This is a genomic window from Oceanimonas marisflavi, from assembly GCF_003049725.1.
Taxonomy (GTDB): Bacteria; Pseudomonadota; Gammaproteobacteria; order Enterobacterales; family Aeromonadaceae; genus Oceanimonas; species Oceanimonas marisflavi.
The window spans coordinates 95,980-113,284 of record NZ_QAGM01000007.1 but is presented as its reverse complement, the minus strand read 5'-3'; the positions used below and the strand labels follow the sequence as shown (position 1 = coordinate 113,284).

Genomic DNA, 17,305 nt, shown 5'->3' with positions numbered 1-17,305 from the left:
CCATTTTTTGGCATGCTGAGGGCCTTGGATTCGAGGACAAATTCAAATGAAACACAGGCTTTTATTGATGATGGGGGCGCTGCTGCTGAGCGCCTGCTCTCCCGCCGAGCAAAAGCATATTCGCCTGCTCAGTGGCGACTGGGATTCGGCCCGCGTCACCACCGAACTGGCTCGTCAGGATCTGGAGCAGGCCGGCTTTGCCGTCACAGTAGAGCAGGTGCCGCCGGGGCAAATCTGGTCAAAACTGGCTGCCGGCGAGGCCGACGCCAGCCTGGCCGCCTGGCTGCCCGACAGCAGCCGCCACCATGCCGAGCGCTTTTTCGACAAGCTGCACGATCTCGGCCCCAACGGCCCTGTGCTGAAACTGGGGCTGGCGGTGCCGGCCTCGGCCGGGCTGAGCAGCATCAGCGAGCTGGCCGGCAGTGATTATGGCAGTAACAAGGTCATCGGCATGATGCCCGGCCATGGCAGCCTGGTGCTTACCGAGCAGGCCCTGGCCCGTTATCAGCTGGATGAATACCGGCTGCTCACCGGCTCGGGCGAGGCCTATACCCATCTGGTGAACACCGCCATCGAGCAGCAGTTGCCGGTGGTCATCGCCGCCTGGTCGCCGGGCAGCGTGATGATGAACGAACGGCTCAAGTGGCTGAAAGACGATCAGGGCTATTTTCCCACCACCGAGCGGGCCCACACCCTGGTGCGCCGGGGGCTGGAAGACAGCGCTCCTCAGGCCATGGCAGTGCTGAGCCAGATTAGGCTGAATGAACAGCAGCTGACGAACTTGCTGCAGCAAGTAGCCGCCGAGCCCGATCTGACCGTAGCGGTGAATAAATGGCGAAGCGAAACAGAGCAGCTGTAGGCGCCGCTTTAGCCGGCGCAATATCACCGGCGGCGTCTGTGTTTAAACGTGCTGCGCACGTTCTGCCGACTGTAGGCGCCGCTTTAGCCGGCGCAACATGACCGGCGGCGTCTGTGTTTAAACGTGCTTCGCACGTTCTGCCGACTGTAGGCGCCGCTTTAGCTGGCGCAATATGACCGGCGGCGTCTGTGTTTAAACGTGCTGCGCACGTTCTGCCGACTGTAGGCGCCGCTTCAGCTGGCGCAATATGACCGGCGGCGTCTGTGTTTAAACGTGCTTCGCACGTTCTGCCGACTGTAGGCGCCGCTTTAGCCGGCGCAATATCACCGGCGGCGTCTGTGTTTAAACGTGCTGCGCACGTTCTGCCGACTGTAGGCGCCGCTTTAGCTGGCGCAATATGACCGGCGGCGTCTGTGTTTAAACGTGCTTCGCACGTTCTGCCGACTGTAGGCGCCGCTTTAGCTGGCGCAATATGACCGGCGGCGTCTGTGTTTAAACGTGCTTCGCACGTTCTGCCGACTAAAGTGGCAGCTACAGCAGACGTTAATCGTTTGCAGAATCTCACCGAGCCAGTAACAGCCAGCCGGGCAGTGGCAGCCGGCGGCGCACCAGCCGGGCGCAGAGCAGAGCGTTGCCGAGGCGGGTCAGGGTAACCACCCAGGCCGCGCCCCAGGCACCAAAGGCCGGCAGCAGCCACAGGCACAGGGGCAGGCTCAGCAGGGTGGTGATCAGGGTCAGGTTGCGCAGCTGTTTTTCATGGCCGCTCATGGCCAGCAGATAGCCTGCCGGGCCCAGTGCCAGCAGCCCCAGCTGACCCAGCGCCAGCACCGCCAGCGGCCCGGCCCCGGCCACAAATTCCTCACCAAACAGCCCCAGCAGCGGCCCGGGCAGGCCCAGCATCAGCAACACCGGCGGCAGCGCCAGCAACGTCATCAGCCGGGTGCTGTGTCCCGCCAGCCGGCTCAGGGCCGCGGTGTTTCCCTGCTGCCAGTAACGGGCAAAGCGCACCGAGGTGATGGCGGCGCACACCGGCATCAGCAGGCCGGGCAGGGCCGCCAGCCGGTGACTGACGTTGTAGACGCCCGCCTCGGCGGCATTGGCCAGCAGCGGCAGCAGCAGAAAGGGCAGCCACAGCAGGGCGAAGTTCATCAGATCCACTCCCGCCAGCGGCAGGGCGCGCTGCCAGAGGGTGCGCCAGGGCAGGGCGGTAACCTGCCGGGTGGCCGGCAGTCGGCGCGCCACCAGCCGGGCACTGATGGCGGCGGCCAGGCACACCGCCAGCAGATACAGGCCGGCCAGGCCGGTCAGTTCACCGGCGACCGGCAGCACCAGCAACAACAGCAGGGTCAGGGCGGGCCAGGCGGTCACTTCCAGCGCCGTGCCCAGTGCCGGATATTCCAGCGCCTTGAGCAGGGCGGCATGCACACTCAGCAGCGCCAGCGGCAGTATCATCAGCCCCTGCAGCCGCACCAGCCCGGCAAGATCTGCATTTTGCAGCAGCGCGCCGGCGATCAACGGGGCCGTCAGCCAGCACAGTCCGGTCAGGGGCAGCGCCAGCAGCAGCACCGTTTGCCAGGCCCGCCGGCCAATGCCCGCCAGCCGGTGCGGACAGCCTCCGGCCTGACCCACCAGCCGTTGCAGGGCGGTATCCAGGCCGCAGCGGGCCACCATGGCCAGCGCGGTGATCAGCGTCATGCTCAGAAAAAAATAGCCGGTGTTCTCGGCCCCCAGCTGGCGCGCCAGCAGCAGGGTCAGGGCAAAGGCGCTGGCCGGCCCCAGGGCGCGCAGCAGCAGGCTGGTGCCGGCGCTCAGCAGCAGACTCATGACCGGCCGCGAAAGAATGGCATCAGTCATGGGCCGGCTCCTGTGGAGCACGCCATGCCCTGGCCGAGCACAGCAGCCGGGCGGCCCGGGCCAGCCGGCGCAGCAGCAGGCCGGGGCTGCATTCGGTGGTGAACGCCAGCTCCGCCAGCGCCACTTCTTCCGGCGGAGCACCGGCGTCCAGCTCCACCAGCTGCGGGCTGAGCAGGCCGGGAGCGGCGGCGGGCAGGGGCAGCACAGCGGTGGCCGGGGTCAGGGCCGCGCCAAACAGCCGCAGCCGCCCGGTCACCACCAGCCCCAGCAACGGCAGGTAACGCAACAGCGGCACCGGAGTGGCAAACAAGCGGGCGCACACAAAGCTTTCTGCCGGGGCCCGCAGCGACGGCAGCCAGCGCTCCAGGCGGGGCCGGCGCGGTGCCCGCAGCAACGACAGCGCCAGCGCCAGTGGCCACAACGGCAGCGACAGCCCCAGCAGCACCAGCGCCAGCAGCCGCTCCGGCCAGAAGCTGGCCCCGGCGGTGGGGGCCAGGCTGGCCTGCACCGCGGTGTCGGTAATGCGCTCGGGCCTGAGGGTGGCCAGGGGAATGCGCCAGTGACCGCTGACAATGCAGTCGGCCAGCTGCTGGCCGGGGCCGATATGGGTATTTGGCAGCACCAGCACCCGCTGCAGCCGGCAGTCCCGATCCAGCAGGCAACGCTCGCCGATCACACAGCCTCCCAGCAGGCGAGTGCCGGCCTCGGTGCGGCTCTGCGCTCTCAGCAGCGCCGGCCCTTCGGCCTTGCCGGCCAGCTGGCACTGACGACCGGCCTTGACGCCGGGTCCCACCAGCCAGCCCGGCGCGCTGTCATCGGCCAGTACCCGCGCCATGGCGGTCATATTGGCTTCGAACAACTGGCGCAGACTGGCTACGGCATTCACTTCGGTATCGGGCAGGTCCAGCCAGTGTGCGCCGGAGGGGGCCAGCGGCCAGCTCAGTCCGGCCAGAGACGCGCTCCGGTCGCGCACCAGGCACAGGCCGGCGTTGGCCCGGCCGGCCCGGGCGTGGATCAGTGTTTCATGGGGAGAACCGGCACAGGCCTGCAAAAAGGCAGCGCAGCAGGGCGAGCGCAGCATGTCGCCGCGCAGGGCCACAAAGGGCGGCTGCAGCCGGCCCGCCAGCCGCGCCAGCAGGGCATCGGCCGCTTCCTCCCCCCGGGACAGGGCATAATCCAGCTGCACGCCCATGCGTTCGCCGTTACCAAAGTGTGCCTCCAGTTGCGGCAGTTCATCGGCGGCCACCACCAGTATGTGGCTGATGCCCGCCGCCGCCAGATCCTCAATGGCGTATTGCAGCAGCGGCTGGTTGGCTACCGGCAGCAGCGCCGGACCCTGAGTTTCATTGAGGGGAAACAGTTCGTCGCCCCGCCGGTCGGCAAAAATAATGGCTTGCATGATGTTCTCCTTGCGCTCAGTAGGCACCCCGGCCGCTCAGCACGGCGGGCACGGTTTTCAGCAGCAGCCGCAGATCCGTGGTAAGGGAGCCGTTAAACACATATTCCCGGTCCATGGTTACCTGCCGGGCAAAGGGAATGTCGGAGCGGCCCGACACCTGCCAGGTGCAGGTAATGCCCGGCGTGGCCAGCAGCCGCTGGCGCTCGGTGGCGCCGTAGGCCGCCACCTCCTGAGGCAGGGCTGGGCGGGGACCCACCAGCGACATGTCACCGCGCAGCACGTTCCACAGCTGGGGCAGCTCGTCGATGGACAGCTTGCGGATCACCCGGCCCACTCGCGTGATGCGCGGATCCCGTTTCATCTTGAAGCGCACCTCGCCGCTCAGGGTGCCGGCCTGTTGCAGCGCCTGCAGCCGTTGCTCCGCATCCCGATACATGGAGCGCAGCTTCCAGCAGCGAAAGGGCCGGCCGTTCAGCCCGATGCGGGTCTGGCCAAACAGCACGGCACCGGGGGACTCCAGCCGAATGGCCAGCGCCGTGACCAGCAGCAGCGGGCTGAGCAACGCCAGCGCCGTGGCGGCCACCGAGGCATCCAGGCTGCGCTTGGCAAGCCGTGGCAGGGCCAGGCCCAGTTTCCAGCTCAGCCGGTGCCAGCCGGCACTGAGACGGGCAAGGGCAGACGGCCGGGCGCAGGCCCTAGCCTGGCGGGCATCACGCCAGGCCCGCCACACAAACAGCGGATTGCCCAGCAGATAACGCCGCCACATGCGGCCCGGCTCCTGCAGCAGCCGCCAGGTCCACTCCAGCCCCAGCCGGCGCAGCCCTTTGGGGGCCCGGCTCACTTTTTGGGCATAGAAGTCAAACAGGCCACCCACCCCCATATTGAGATGAGTATTCAGCGCCGGCAGATGACGGGCCAGCCACAGCTCCTGACGGGGCACGCCCATGGCCACCAGCAAAATGGCGGCACCGGAGGCGTTGATGGCCTCAATCACCGCCGGCTCCTGCTCTTGAGTAAAAAAGCCGTCCCGTGTGCCGGCGATTACCAGGCCGGGGTGGGCCAGCTGCAGCCGGCGCGCCGCCTCGGCGGCAATGCCCGGCTCGCCGCCCAGCAGATACAGGCCATGGCCCTCGGCGGCGGCGGCCCGGCACAAATGGGGCAGCAGATCGGTGCCGTTGAGGTTTTCCCGCAGGCCCAGGCCGCGCAGTTTCAGCGCCAGGCGCACGCCACTGCCATCGGGCAGCAGCCGGTCGCTGTGCTGCAGCACTTTGCGGTATTCGGGGTTTTCCACCGACAGGTTGCAGCAATGGGCATTCACAAAGTTCACCAGCGAGGGGGTGTGGCTGCGGGCCCGGCTCATCAGATCGGCCATGGCCTCGGGCAGGCTGATGTTGCTGATGTTCAGGTCGAACAGGCGCACCTCGGCGGGCATGGGCAGGGGGGCGGTTTCTTCGGCGCGTGAGCGCAGCAAACGGGGCATCAGGTGTGAAAGCATCATGGCACCTCCTGGCGTGCTCGGTTGATGTAACCTGACTAATGCGAGCGCCGTGCCAACTCGTTAATTTCTTATTAAGTGATTGATTTGTAAGGGTTTGATGGTTTTTTTGAAACGGTTTTTGCGGCTGCAGCCCCCTGCCGGCAGGGGGCTGTGCATATTGCACACGAGTCTGCCAACGGCTCAGGCCCTGGGCGTTTGCATATCGCGATCAATGCGCCGGGCCTGCAGTTTGCCCACCCAGCGCTGGACCAGCCGGGTGAGGGGCGGAGCCAGCAGGTTGGGCGACAGGCTGAGCACGGTGGCGGCGGCCAGGGTCAGCAGGGTGCGGCCCGGCTCCTGCCACAAAATGCGCGCATCCGTGGCCAGCGCCCGGCCGCTCAGGCGCAGGGCCATGGGGCCGTCGTGCAGGCGAATGGCCTGACGGGCCAGATAGCGCAGCTGATAGGCCCGGGCGGTGTCTTCCCAGCGGGCCACAAACTCGGGAGCATAGCGGCGGGTTTTTTTGATCACCTGCTCCCAGGAGGCCAGCTGCGCCAGCAGGCTGGCGGACAGGCCGCCGGCATTGAGCCGGTACAGGGTCAGCGGTGCGGGAATGCCCTCTATTTTCCAGCCGGTGGTCAGGGCAATGCGGATCCAGCACTCAATGTCTTCCGAGCGGCGCAGCGCTTCATCGAAATAGCCGTATTCGTTGTCGTCACCGGGCAGGGCATAGCGAATTTGCTCAAATACCCCGGCCCGGATCACCGGGGCCGAGCCATTGCCGATGGGGTTGCGGCACAGGTAATAGCCCGGCTCAATATCGGTCAGGCGCGGCATCTGAAAGCACTGGGTGGCGCTGCCGTCTTCGTTAATAAAGGCCGAGCGGCTGAACGACACGCCCACCTCGGGGCGCGCGGCCAGGTGAGCGACGTGGCGTTCCAGCTTTTCCGGCAACCAGAGATCGTCCGAGTCGAGAAAGGCCAGCAGCTCGCCCCGAGCGTGGCGAATGCCGGTGTTGCGGGCACCGGCCAGGCCGCGGTTGGTGCTGTGGCGAATAATGCGAATGCGCGGATCGTCAAACTGCTCGCAGATGGCAATGCTGTTGTCGGGAGAGCAGTCGTCGATGATCAGCAGCTCAAAGTCGGTAAAGGTCTGGGCCAGCACCGAGCGCACGGCGTCGGCAACGAACTGCTCTACCTTATACACGGGCATAATTACACTGATGGCGGTCATGGTCGCTTCCTTATGAGGGGTGAAGTGAAGAAGGTCTTGCATAAACAATGCCGTGATGCGCCCTGCCGATGATCAGCAGCGCCGGCCAGATCAGGTAGGCCAGAATTTCCAGGTTCTCGCCAAAGGTATACATCAACAGCAGCAGGCCCATGGCCAGGCCCACCCGGGCCAGGGGCAGCACCCCGCTCCACCAGGCCAGCTGCACCAGGCTCAGCAGCAGCGGCCCGGCCAGCGCCAGCGCCCCCACCAGGCCCTTGACGAACAGCAGCCCATACCAGCTGTGGTGAGAGCCAATGGGCATAAACTCCACCAGGTGCGGCCCCCGCTCCACCACGCCGTGGCCCCAGGTAAAGGCCTCGGTCTGCCAGCGGTCAAGGGCAATGCGGGCCAGGGTTTCCCGCACCCGGGTGGAGCCGGCCCGGGCGCTGCGAAAGGACTGCCAGAACTGCTCGGCGGCGGTCAGCAGCGGGTGGCCGAGCAACCCGGCCAGGGTGCAGCCGGCGGCGGCCACAAAGGGCGTGAGCGGCGAGCGCAGCCGGCTGATAATGCCGCTGATAATCCAGATGCTGAGTATCGCCACCAGCGCCAGCCGTGAAGCGGACATCAGCGCCATCAGCACGCTGGCGCTGACCCCCACCGCGCGCCAGCGGCGGCTCTGCTCCTGCAGGGCAAACACAAAAAAGATATTGGCCATAAAGCCCAGCGCCGGTGCCCAGGGGGTAAACAGCCGCCAGCGGGGCAGGCCGCTGCCCGGATCGATCTCATACAGGCTTACCGCAAAAAACTCCGGCCCCGGGCCGCCCACCGCCTGCAGCGGCGACACATACAGGGTTTGCGGCAGCCCCACCAGCCAGGCCCCCACAAACACCGGCAGCAGCAGCAGGGTGTGCAGGCACACATGCATGCAGGCCCGGTAGACGATGGCAGGACGAATATTCAGGCAACCCAGCAGCGGAAACACCGCCAGCAGCGCCCAGCCCTTGGCCCAGCCAATGGTGGATTTAATCAGCTGAGTGGTGCCCAGCTGCTGCTGCAGATGGCCCACCACCAGCGCCACCAGCATCAGCAGCATGCCCCCCAGCCACCAGCGCACCGCCACCGGCAGGGCTCCGGGGCCGGGCAGCGGGGCCGGCCGGCGCAGCAATTTCCAGCCCTGGGCCAGCAGCAGCGACCAGCCCAGCACCGGGGCCACCAGATAGACGGCCCCCAGCAGATAGAAGCCGTAGGTCAGCCGAATGCTGTGCCAGATCAGGCGCTCGGCAGATGTTTCTGGAGATAGGGTTTGCGTATCCATAGCAGCACCAGACCAAGAAAAGTGAACAGTGAAGCGGCCCCGCAGCCCAGCAGGGCCAGGTTGCGGCCAAGGGTGTCGGGTTTTTCCGGCAGCGACGGCGGCGACAGCAGCTGGGTCATGGGATAGGCGCTGAACCTGTCGCCCTTGCCGATATCCAGCTTGGCCAGGCCGGTGCCGAACACGGCGGTGGCCACCTGATGCTTGCGCTTGAGATCTTCCAGGTGGCTGGCATCCAGGGTGCTTTGCTCCAGCAGGGTCTGCTGCCCGGCAATGTTCTGCTCCAGCATGGCGGTCTCGGCGGCCAGGCCCTGGCTTTCCACCACCAGCGCCACCAGCTGGCTGTAAAGGGCGATGTCGTCGGTCACCCGCGACAGCAGCCGGTCATGCTCCGGCAGGCTGGGGGCCAGCATGCGCACCCGCCGGTGCAGGGCACGATGCAGCTGGCGCTCTTCGTCCCGGGACGCCACCACCTTGCGGTGGCGCTCGCCCCAGTGGGTGAGATTGCGCTTGAGCTCGGTGGCGGCCTGGGCCCAGGCCCCGGCCAGCTCGCGAAACAGCACATCCTGCTGCAGGGTGAGCAGCTCGGCGGCCTGCTGCGGACTGATGGCCAGCGCCTGTTGCAGGGCCTGGCGGCGTCCTTCCACCCCGGCGGCCTGAGCCCTGAGTTCGCGCAGCTGGCCACGCATGCGCTCCAGCGACAGGGTCAGCTCGTTGAACTGCTCCAAAGACACAATGCGGGCACCGGACTGATATTCCAGAATGCGCTGGCGGGCCTGGCCCAGCTTGTCGCTGAAATCATTCAGCATGGTGTCGAGGTTGTCTTCGCGCTGGGCCAGCTCGTCGCTGCGCAGCCGGTTCAGCTCCCGCTGCAGCGCCCGATCCAGCGCCTCGGCCTTGTGCAGGGCCAGCCCGGCGGTGGGGGCCGACAGCCGGAATTTCATCAGCGCGGTCTGATCCACCAGTTTGATATCGGGCTTGCCGAATGCCGCCCGGGTCATGCCCAGCTCGGCGGCGGCGGCACTCAGCACCGGGGCGCTGGTGGCAATGGCCTTGTAATTAACGCGCGGATCCACCGAATGGCTGTTATAGGGGGAGGTGGCCGAGGCCGAGGCCTGGCCCACGCTGTCGAGAGACACCGCATAACCGGCCCCGGTGCCGGGCAAAATCAGGATCCAGTCGCTGGTAAAGGACACCGGCTTGACCCACATAAACAGGGCAAAGGGCAGCCAGATCATTCCCAGGGCCGCCGCCGCCACCAGGCCGTAGAGCCGCAGCCGCGCACCGGTGGGCAGGCTGGTACCGTGGGTCAGCATGCGCAACAGGCGCTGACCGGCGGTAGAAGGTGAGGGGGCAGGGGTATGCGTCATGCCGGTTTCTCCGGTTATAGCAGCGACAGCGGCAGCAGCAGTTCATACAGGGTGCGGGCCACATCACGCAGATTGGTCACGCCCGAGTCGTAGCAGCTGACGGCATCGTTGGGCATCAGCAGCGGGTTGATGTCGTCCCGCTGGGGGGTGCTCAGCAGCGCCTGCACCGAGCGCTCCAGGGTTTTTTCCCGGCCGGTGAGCGGGTCGGTGCGCACCAGCACCAGATAGCGGTCGGCATTGGTGCTGCGGGTGCCGCCCAGGCAGTTGGCGGAGGTGCCGGCGGTAAGCAGACGGGCACCGTAGGGCAGGCTGCTGGCGTCCCGGCCCACCGCCGAAATGGCGTTGCCGGTGGCGGGCACCGTCAGGTTGGACAGAAACACGCGAATGCCCGGCGGCGTGATCGGCGACAGGGTGACCAGATCCCGGTCGAAGCGACCGCTTTCGGGCACCTCAATCACATCGCCGCTCATCAGCGCCACCTGACGCACCGCCCGGCCCTGCAGCAGGGCGCGGTAGTCCAGCACCAGGGTCTGTTCGCCGCGGGTCAGCCGGATCTGGCTGAGATCCGCGTCCGGGCGCACGCCACCGGCGGCGCGCAGGGCGGTGGCCAGCAGCCGTTCGGACGCAAAGTCGCCGGCGCTCAGCCGGTCCTTCAGCGCCCGCTCTTCCACCCCGCGGGCGTTCACGGTAACCATGCCCGGGTTGAACACGGCCCCGTTTACATGCACCTGGGCATGGCTCCACTCATGCAGGCGCACACTGACCGCCACCCGCTGCGGACGAAAAAAGCGCGCCGCCACCAGAGCCTCGGCAATGCGTTGTTCGGCGTACGCCAGGGGCTGGCCGGCCACCGCCAGCGGCGGCAGAAAGGGCAGGCTCAGGGTGCCGTTGGTGTTTACCTCGAAACGGCCGCTGAACTCCTCGCCGTCCACCACGTCAATCTGCAGCCGGTCACCGGGCGACAGCGGCGGCGCGGCGGCCCAGCGCGGCAGCGGTGCGGGTGCGGCCGGCACCGGCACCGCCCGGGCGGCAGTGAGGCCGGCCGGCATGCGGCCGGGGCCCAGAGCATGCTCCCGGCCGGCTTCCACCGCCGCCGGCGGCTGCTGATTGATATGCACCTGATGCAGGGGCGTACAGCCACTCAGCAGCAGGGGGAGCAGGGATAACAGATAACGGGTTTTCATGGCGAACCTCCTTTCAGGCGCAGGCGGCAAGGGCGGAATCGGCGTCTTCATACACCTCAAACAGCCGGTGCAGTCTTGCCGGCACCAGGCGGGCGCGAACCTCGGCCGAGGGGCTGAGCAGCACCAGCCGGCCGCCGTGGGGCTGCAGCGCAAAATAGGCGCTGAGTAGTACCGACAGGCCGCTGGCATCAATGTGCCGGACCTGATGCAGATCCAGCACCAGCTGGTGCCGGCCTTCGGCAATCAGCGTGGCCAGCTGCTGGCGCAGGGTGGGGGTTTCGGCCCGGCTCATGCGTACGGGCAGGGTGATCAGCTGGTGGTGAGACGTTTGTAATGACATGGCGGCGGTTCCTCTGGCTGGTGGTGTGCACCGGTTGCAGGGGAATGTGCAGGATCAATGCCATATTTAAATTTTGTTTTTAATCAGTGGTTTATTGTTTTTATTGCGGCGGCGAGTGCATTTTGCAGCCGGCCCGGGCGAACCCGGAATTCGGCTGTGCAATATGCAAAGTGCGGGGGCGGCGGGGGTGACGTGAGGGGGAAGGGGGGGACGTAAGGGGAGGCGGGGGATGACGGGGAAAGCGAAGGCCTGCACCGCAGGCCCTGCCAGCTAAAGCGGCAGCTACAAAAAACGTGGATATTTCACCAGATGGCCTGCCTTATGCATAAGCTGTTGTTAACGGACTCACCAACAACAAGGACTGTTTCATGAGCCAGCCGAAACTGCTGATTATTGATGACGACACCATTCTCGGGCTGATGATGCAGAACATTGCCCGGCCGCTGAACATAGAGGCCCGCTATACCAGCGATGCGCTGCAGTTCTTTGCCGTGCTGGAGCAGTGGCAGCCCGACGTGGTGGTGCTGGATCTGGTGATGCCGGGCATGGATGGCGTGCAGCTGATCCAGGAGCTGGCCCGGCGTCGCTGCCGGGCCCGGCTGATCATTACCAGCGGGGTCAGCCCCCGGGTGCTGGAAGCGGCACAGCGATCCGCCGTGGAAAATGGCCTGAGCATAGCAGGCATGTTGCCCAAGCCCTTTACCCCCGACGACCTGCTGAGCCTGCTGGTGCCCCTTGAGAGCGAGCCGGCCGATAACGCCCTGGCCCGCCACCGCTCGCCGCTGCAGGGGCTGAAGGCCGACCGCATCGATCTGGGCCGGGCACTGGATCGCCGTGAGCTGTCGGTGGCCTATCAGCCCAAGATCTGTTACCGCACCGGGGCGGTGATCGGGGTTGAGGCGCTGGCGCGCTGGGTTCATCCCGAGCTGGGCATGGTGCCGCCGGATCACTTTATTGTCCTGGCCGAGCAGCACAATCTGATCCATCCGCTCAGCCGGCAGATATTTGAACAGGCGCTGGACTGGCTGGCGGGGCTGGAGCCGGAATACGGCGGCCGCCTGATGCTGTCGATCAACCTGTCGGCGCTGTTATTGTCGGACGCCGGCTTGCCGGACTGGCTGAGTCAGGCGGTGGAATCCAGGGGGCTGAGCACAGAGCGGGTGATCCTGGAGCTGACCGAAACCTGCGCCACTCAGGATGTGGGCGGCTCGCTGGAAATGCTGACCCGGCTGCGCATGCGCGGCTTTCAGCTGTCGATTGACGACTTTGGCACCGGTTATTCTTCCCTGCTGCAGCTGACCCGCATGCCCTTTTCGGAGCTGAAGATAGACAAGTCGTTTGTGATGTCGGCCATGGCATCGCACGAATCCCGCGTGATTATCGAGTCCATTATCGATCTGGGCCACAACCTGAAGCTGGAGATCACTGCCGAAGGGGTGGAGGATGACGCCACCCTGCGCTATCTGTGCCAGGCCGGCTGCGAACTGCTGCAGGGCTATTATGTGTCCCGGCCGCTGCCGGCGGAGCAGGCGGCCCAGTGGTTGCGGGAATACCGGCCTGACCGCAACCACTGGCCCGCCCGGGCCGGCTGAGGACAATTATCTTAAGCAAGTGATCTGTTTTCGGCCCTGTTGTAGCTGCCACTTTAGTTGGCAGGGCCTGTGCAACAGGCCTTGAATACACTGTGGTCTTCAGGCTTGCGCCGGCTAAAGCGGCGCCTACAGCTCAGGTACACAATGGTTTAATCCGGTTGCTATGATGCGTGCTCAGGATGTCTCGTCGGTGCAGGAAAGCGCGTCTGCTTCCTGCATTTTTTCCCAGCCCATGCGCTTGCGGTAAATGGTGGAAGCGCTGATCTCCAGCAGGGCGGCGGCCCGGGGAATGTTGCCGTCGCACAGCCGAATGCTGCGCTCGATAATTTCCTTTTCCTGCAGCCACAGCGGCCGGATCTGCGCCGCTGCCTCGTCGTTGGCAAGCGATGCCGGCGCCGGGGCCGGCTCGGCCGGGGCTGCCGCCGGCGTTCTCTCCGGGGCGGCCTGCTCTGGTGCCGCTGCCGCCGGGGCGGCGGCCGCAGGTGCTGGTGCCTGCAGATGGGCGGGCAGCATGCTGTATTCCAGCAGGGTGCCGTCGTTAAGCACCACCATGTTGCGCAGCACGTTTTCCAGCTCGCGCACATTGCCCGGCCAGTGGTGACTGAGCAGGGCATCGGCGGCGGCCTCGCTGAAACCCCGAAAGCCCTTGCCCTCTTCCTGCACCATGTCGGCCAGCAGGTGCTCGGCAATCTGCAGAATGTCGTCACCGCGCTCGCGCAGGGGCGGCAGCGGCAGCGGGATCACGTTCAGCCGGTAATAGAGATCTTCCCGAAAGCGGCCGGCGCGCACCTCTTCCAGCGGATCCCGGTTGGTGGCGCACACAATGCGAATATCCGCCTGCAGCTCCTTGTTGTCGCCCACCCGGGTGTAGCGCCGGCTCTGAATAAAGCGCAGCAGCTTGCTCTGCAGATCCAGATCCATTTCGCACACCTCGTCGAGGAACAGGGTGCCGCCGTCGGCCCGGCTGGCGGCCCCCTCCCGCTGGCTCACGGCACCGGTAAAGGCCCCCTTCACATGGCCGAAGATCTCGCTTTCCATCAGGTCGGCGGGAATGGCGGCGCAGTTCAGCGCCACCAGCGGCCCCTTGCGGCGGGGGCTTTCCTGATGAATGGCCTCGGCGCACAGCTCCTTGCCGGTGCCGCTTTCGCCGGTAATAAATACCGTGGCCTTGCTGGGGGCGGCGCTTTCAATAATGCGGAACACCGCCTGCATGGCCAGCGACGAGCCGATAAAGCCGTGAAAGCGATCCCGGGTAAAGGTGCGGCGATACTGGTTTACCACCTTGCTGAGAAGGCGGTTTTCCAGGGCGTTGGCCACGGTGAGGTTAAGCCGGGCGGCGTCAAAGGGCTTGCTGACAAAATCCGCGGCCCCCAGGCGCATGGCCTCGCTGGCGATGTCCAGCGAGCCGTGGGCGGTGATGATCACCACGGCACAGCCCAGATTGTGGTCGTGAATATGCTGCAAAATGGTCATGCCCGGCATGTCGGGCAGGTGCAGGTCGAGCAGCACCAGATCCGGCAGCGCCTCATCCAGGGCGGCCAGGGCCTCGGCACCGTTGCCCGCCACTTGCACTGTGTGCTGCTCCGCCTCCAGATAGCTCTGATACACGGCAGCCATGGCCGGGCTGTCTTCAACCAGCAGTATGCGAGCCTGCCGGGGGCGCTCCTTGAGTGCTCTTCGAGTCATCCTGATCTCCTGTCAGCGCTTTGATTTTATTATTGAAATGCCACTCGGTCTGGCGATACAGGGCATCGACGCCGGCGGCCAGCTGCGCCATTTGGGCCTTGTCCTGGCGGCGGCAGGCGGCTTCCATATCTTTGGCCCACTCCTGCAGGCGGGGCGCACCAAAGGTGCCGGCGCAGCCCTTGATGGTGTGGGCCTGCAGGGTGGCCGACTCAAACTGCTGCTGGTCAATGGCCTGCTGCAGCCGCGTCAGCCGCTGCTGGTTTTCATCAATAAACAGCTGCATGGTGGCGGGAAAGCGTTCGGCACCCATGGCCTGATGCAGAGTATCGACCACGGCGTGATCCAGCAAGGGGAGCGCGTTTTGGTGCTCTTCGGCACTGGGTTGCTTCGGGGCGGGCGCGGCTGCTTCCGCAGGCTGACCGGTGGCGGGCAGGTGCCGCGCCAGGGTGGCCAGCAGCTGCTCGCCGTTAATGGGCTTGGGAATAAAGTCATCCATGCCGGCGGCCAGGCAGCGATCCACATCCTGCTGGCTGACATTGGCGGTAAGCGCCAGAATGGGCACCCGGGCGGTGCTTTGCTGGGTGCGCAGACGCCGGGTGGCCTCCAGCCCGTCCATTTGCGGCATGCGCAAATCCATCAGGATCAGATCATAGGTTTGTTTTGAGCAGGCGCTCAGCGCCTCGTGGCCGTTTTCGGCAATGTCCACCTCAAACCCGGCCCGCTCCAGCATGGCCCGGGCCACCAGCTGATTGGCGGGGCTGTCTTCCGCCAGCAGCAGCCGGTGCGGCCTTGCATGGGGCCGGACGCCGGCGTGCGGCTCCCGGGCGGAAGACGGCAGCGGCTCCTGCCGGCCCGTGAGGTGCCGTTGCAGGCGCTGCAGCAGCGGTGCGGCCAGCAGCGGCAGCGTGAGTTTTGCGGTAATGCGCTGGTTCAGCGCATCCGTGCCGTTATGGCCGTTGTCGTGGCCCAGTTCAATAATGTGCTCAATGCCCTGCTGCTCAATGTTCTGCAGCAGGGCCTGCCGCCCGGCCGCCGGCAGGCCGCTGTAGAGCAGCAGCGCCGGTGGGGCTTCATGGCCGGTTGCGGCACCGGGTTGCCAGGCCTGCACCCTCACCCCTGCGGGCCGGCAGGCCAGCTGCATGGCGCTCAGCACCAGCGGATGCAGGCCGGCACACAGCAGCCGGGATGTCTGGCTCACCACTGGCGGCTGCGCCGCAGGCTGCGGGTTGCCAAAGGGCAGGCTGGCCATAAAGCTGGTGCCGCCGGCACCGCTGCCGGCCAGCACCAGATCGCCGCCCATGGCCCGGCACAGGCCGCGGCTGATGGACAGGCCCAGGCCGCTGCCGCCATGGCGGGTGGAGTCGGAGTTGTCGGCCTGCTGAAATTCCTCAAACAGGCTGTGCTGCTCGTCGGGCGGAATGCCAGCCCCGCTGTCTTGCACGGTAAAGCGCAGTTCAACCTGCTCTGCGGCAGAGGGGCCGGCCTCAATGCGCAGGGTGACCGCGCCCTCATCGGTAAACTTGATGGCGTTGTCGAGCAGGTTAATCAGCACCTGCCGCAGCCGTGAAGCGTCTCCCACCAGCACGGCGGGCACCCCGGCATCGGCCACCAGGGCCGTTTGCAGGCGTTTGGTGCGGGCGGTGAGGGTGATGTGGGCGGCAATGTCCGACAGCAGATCGTGCAGCCGAAAACGCTGGTTATCCAGCTGCAGCTGGCCGGCCTCGATGCGGGAGAAGTCGAGAATATTGTTGATAAGCCCCAGCAGCGCCTTGCCCGACGACTCGGCGGTCTGGGCATAGAGCCGCTGCTCCCGGGTCAGGTTATCTTCCAGCAGCAGGCTTACCGAGCCCAGCACCGCATTGAGCGGCGAGCGTATTTCATGGCTCATGTGCGCCAGAAAACGGGACTTGGCCAGAGAAGCCGCCTCGGCCCGCACCCGGGCGTCTTTCAGCTCCTGCTCGGCGGCCTTGCGGTCGCTGATGTCGCGCATAAAGCCGGCAAACAGCACAGAGCCGTCGAGCTTGATGGTCTGCACCGTCAGCTCGGCCGGAAACAGGCTGCCGTCGGCCCGCATGGCCTCCAGCTCAATGTGCTTGCCAAGAATGGGGCCGTGGCCGGTATCGCGATAGTGGCGCATGCCCCTGTGATGATGCTCCCGGACTCCGGGCGGGATCAGCAGCTCGGCCATGCTGTGGCCAATGGCCTGTGCCCGGGTGTAGCCAAACAGTTTTTCGGCCATGGAGCTGAACTCGACAATGGTGTCATCCAGGTCGATGATCACCACGGCGTCCATATTGGCCTCCACCAATGCGGTGCTGATGGCGGCGTGGCGGCGGGCTTCCTGCTCTATGTGCAGCTGTTCATTCATATCCCGGCGGGAAAGGGCCAGTCGCTCGGCCATGGTGTTAAAGGCCCGGCCGGTAACGGCCAGCTCGTCGTTGCCACGAATGGCGATGGGCTCGGGATCCTTGCCCTGGCCAATGACCTCGGCGGCCCGGGCCAGACGGCCCAGGCCGCGGGTGAGATAGGCCCCCAGCACAAAGGAAAACAGCGCCACCAGCCCCATTTCAATGGCGGCCAGCGACAGCAGATAGTGCCGGGCACCGGCAATAAAGTCGTCGGCCCGGTCGGTGTGAATGCCCAGCTCCACCCGGCCGTAGCGCTGGCCCTCCATCATAATGTCGGCTCCGGTATGAAACTCCGGCGGATGCGCATGCCCGGTTTCCGCCTCGGCTCCGGCTTCTACCAGCACCCGCTCGCTGTCCATAATGCGCACATAGGCCATGTCCGGGGCCTGCAGCGCCTGGGTGGCCAGGCTTTCCAGTCGGGCCAGATCGGAAGACAGCACCGCATCGCGCACCAGCTCCACAAACAGCGCCGAAGTGGTTTCGGCGCGCAGGGTGGTTTCCTGCTGGCTGGCATCCCGCAGATAGCTGATGCTGCTCCACACCATTATCAGCAACAGGCAGCCCTCGATCAGGGCCACGCCGAGAATGGTTTTCAGGCGAAAGGACATGGCG

General features: G+C 66.0%; 12 protein-coding genes. 2 read left to right on the top strand and 10 right to left on the bottom strand.

Annotated elements, in window-relative coordinates; genetic code table 11:
• Positions 1-46 precede the first annotated feature (46 nt).
• Positions 47-859, top strand: coding sequence for a glycine betaine ABC transporter substrate-binding protein (locus tag DA373_RS06520; RefSeq protein ID WP_107851523.1), 813 nt, complete (start codon positions 47-49; stop codon positions 857-859).
• Positions 860-1,420: 561 nt separating this feature from the next.
• Here the strand turns inward: DA373_RS06520 and DA373_RS06515 are convergent.
• The 8 genes from DA373_RS06515 to DA373_RS06480 all read right to left on the bottom strand — a co-directional run bounded on the left by DA373_RS06515 (position 1,421) and on the right by DA373_RS06480 (position 11,007).
• Positions 1,421-2,713, bottom strand: coding sequence for a lipopolysaccharide biosynthesis protein (locus DA373_RS06515; protein ID WP_107851522.1), 1,293 nt, complete (start codon positions 2,711-2,713; stop codon positions 1,421-1,423).
• Positions 2,706-4,112 (bottom strand): nucleotidyltransferase family protein, encoded by a 1,407-nt coding sequence (locus DA373_RS06510; protein ID WP_107851521.1) that lies wholly within the window; start codon positions 4,110-4,112, stop codon positions 2,706-2,708. The genes DA373_RS06515 and DA373_RS06510 overlap by 8 nt, the downstream gene beginning before the upstream one ends.
• A 16-nt stretch (positions 4,113-4,128) precedes the next feature.
• On the bottom strand, positions 4,129-5,610 hold the full coding sequence (locus DA373_RS06505) for a WecB/TagA/CpsF family glycosyltransferase (protein WP_107851520.1): 1,482 nt from the start codon (positions 5,608-5,610) through the stop codon (positions 4,129-4,131).
• 180 nt (positions 5,611-5,790) lie between these two features.
• Positions 5,791-6,822: a glycosyltransferase family 2 protein gene (locus DA373_RS06500; protein WP_107851519.1), complete on the bottom strand. Its 1,032-nt coding sequence runs from the start codon at positions 6,820-6,822 to the stop codon at positions 5,791-5,793.
• 10 nt (positions 6,823-6,832) lie between these two features.
• A complete protein-coding gene (locus DA373_RS06495; RefSeq protein WP_107851518.1) occupies positions 6,833-8,116 on the bottom strand; it encodes a capsular biosynthesis protein in 1,284 nt (427 codons plus the stop codon).
• Positions 8,071-9,483, bottom strand: a complete 1,413-nt coding sequence (locus tag DA373_RS16380) for a GumC family protein (protein WP_198650255.1) — start codon at positions 9,481-9,483, stop codon at positions 8,071-8,073. Before DA373_RS16380 ends, DA373_RS06495 begins: the two co-directional genes overlap by 46 nt.
• Before the next feature lie 14 nt (positions 9,484-9,497).
• On the bottom strand, positions 9,498-10,667 hold the full coding sequence (locus DA373_RS06485; protein WP_198650254.1) for a polysaccharide biosynthesis/export family protein: 1,170 nt from the start codon (positions 10,665-10,667) through the stop codon (positions 9,498-9,500).
• 13 nt (positions 10,668-10,680) lie between these two features.
• Positions 10,681-11,007 carry an STAS domain-containing protein gene (locus tag DA373_RS06480; protein ID WP_107851515.1) on the bottom strand — a complete coding sequence of 109 codons (327 nt, stop codon included), beginning with the start codon at positions 11,005-11,007 and terminating at the stop codon, positions 10,681-10,683.
• A gap of 368 nt (positions 11,008-11,375) precedes the next feature.
• On the opposite strand from DA373_RS06480, the gene DA373_RS06475 reads away from it, so the two are divergent.
• Entirely contained in the window at positions 11,376-12,599 is a 1,224-nt protein-coding gene (locus DA373_RS06475) for a GGDEF/EAL domain-containing response regulator (RefSeq protein WP_107851514.1), read from the top strand.
• Positions 12,600-12,773: 174 nt separating this feature from the next.
• Here the strand turns inward: DA373_RS06475 and DA373_RS06470 are convergent, their stop codons facing one another.
• Complete coding sequence (locus DA373_RS06470) at positions 12,774-14,285, bottom strand: sigma-54-dependent transcriptional regulator (protein WP_107851513.1); 1,512 nt, start codon at positions 14,283-14,285, stop codon at positions 12,774-12,776.
• Complete coding sequence (locus DA373_RS06465) at positions 14,230-17,301, bottom strand: response regulator (RefSeq protein WP_107851512.1); 3,072 nt, start codon at positions 17,299-17,301, stop codon at positions 14,230-14,232. The genes DA373_RS06470 and DA373_RS06465 overlap by 56 nt, the downstream gene beginning before the upstream one ends.
• Positions 17,302-17,305 lie beyond the last annotated feature (4 nt).

Coding starts and splice junctions, on each gene's coding strand:
- DA373_RS06520 (WP_107851523.1), top strand. CDS start 47: ATGAAACACAGGCTTTTATTGATGATGGGGGCGCTGCTGCTGAGCGCC.
- DA373_RS06515 (WP_107851522.1), bottom strand. CDS start 2,713: ATGACTGATGCCATTCTTTCGCGGCCGGTCATGAGTCTGCTGCTGAGC.
- DA373_RS06510 (WP_107851521.1), bottom strand. CDS start 4,112: ATGCAAGCCATTATTTTTGCCGACCGGCGGGGCGACGAACTGTTTCCC.
- DA373_RS06505 (WP_107851520.1), bottom strand. CDS start 5,610: ATGATGCTTTCACACCTGATGCCCCGTTTGCTGCGCTCACGCGCCGAA.
- DA373_RS06500 (WP_107851519.1), bottom strand. CDS start 6,822: ATGACCGCCATCAGTGTAATTATGCCCGTGTATAAGGTAGAGCAGTTC.
- DA373_RS06495 (WP_107851518.1), bottom strand. CDS start 8,116: ATGGATACGCAAACCCTATCTCCAGAAACATCTGCCGAGCGCCTGATC.
- DA373_RS16380 (WP_198650255.1), bottom strand. CDS start 9,483: ATGACGCATACCCCTGCCCCCTCACCTTCTACCGCCGGTCAGCGCCTG.
- DA373_RS06485 (WP_198650254.1), bottom strand. CDS start 10,667: ATGAAAACCCGTTATCTGTTATCCCTGCTCCCCCTGCTGCTGAGTGGC.
- DA373_RS06480 (WP_107851515.1), bottom strand. CDS start 11,007: ATGTCATTACAAACGTCTCACCACCAGCTGATCACCCTGCCCGTACGC.
- DA373_RS06475 (WP_107851514.1), top strand. CDS start 11,376: ATGAGCCAGCCGAAACTGCTGATTATTGATGACGACACCATTCTCGGG.
- DA373_RS06470 (WP_107851513.1), bottom strand. CDS start 14,285: ATGACTCGAAGAGCACTCAAGGAGCGCCCCCGGCAGGCTCGCATACTG.
- DA373_RS06465 (WP_107851512.1), bottom strand. CDS start 17,301: ATGTCCTTTCGCCTGAAAACCATTCTCGGCGTGGCCCTGATCGAGGGC.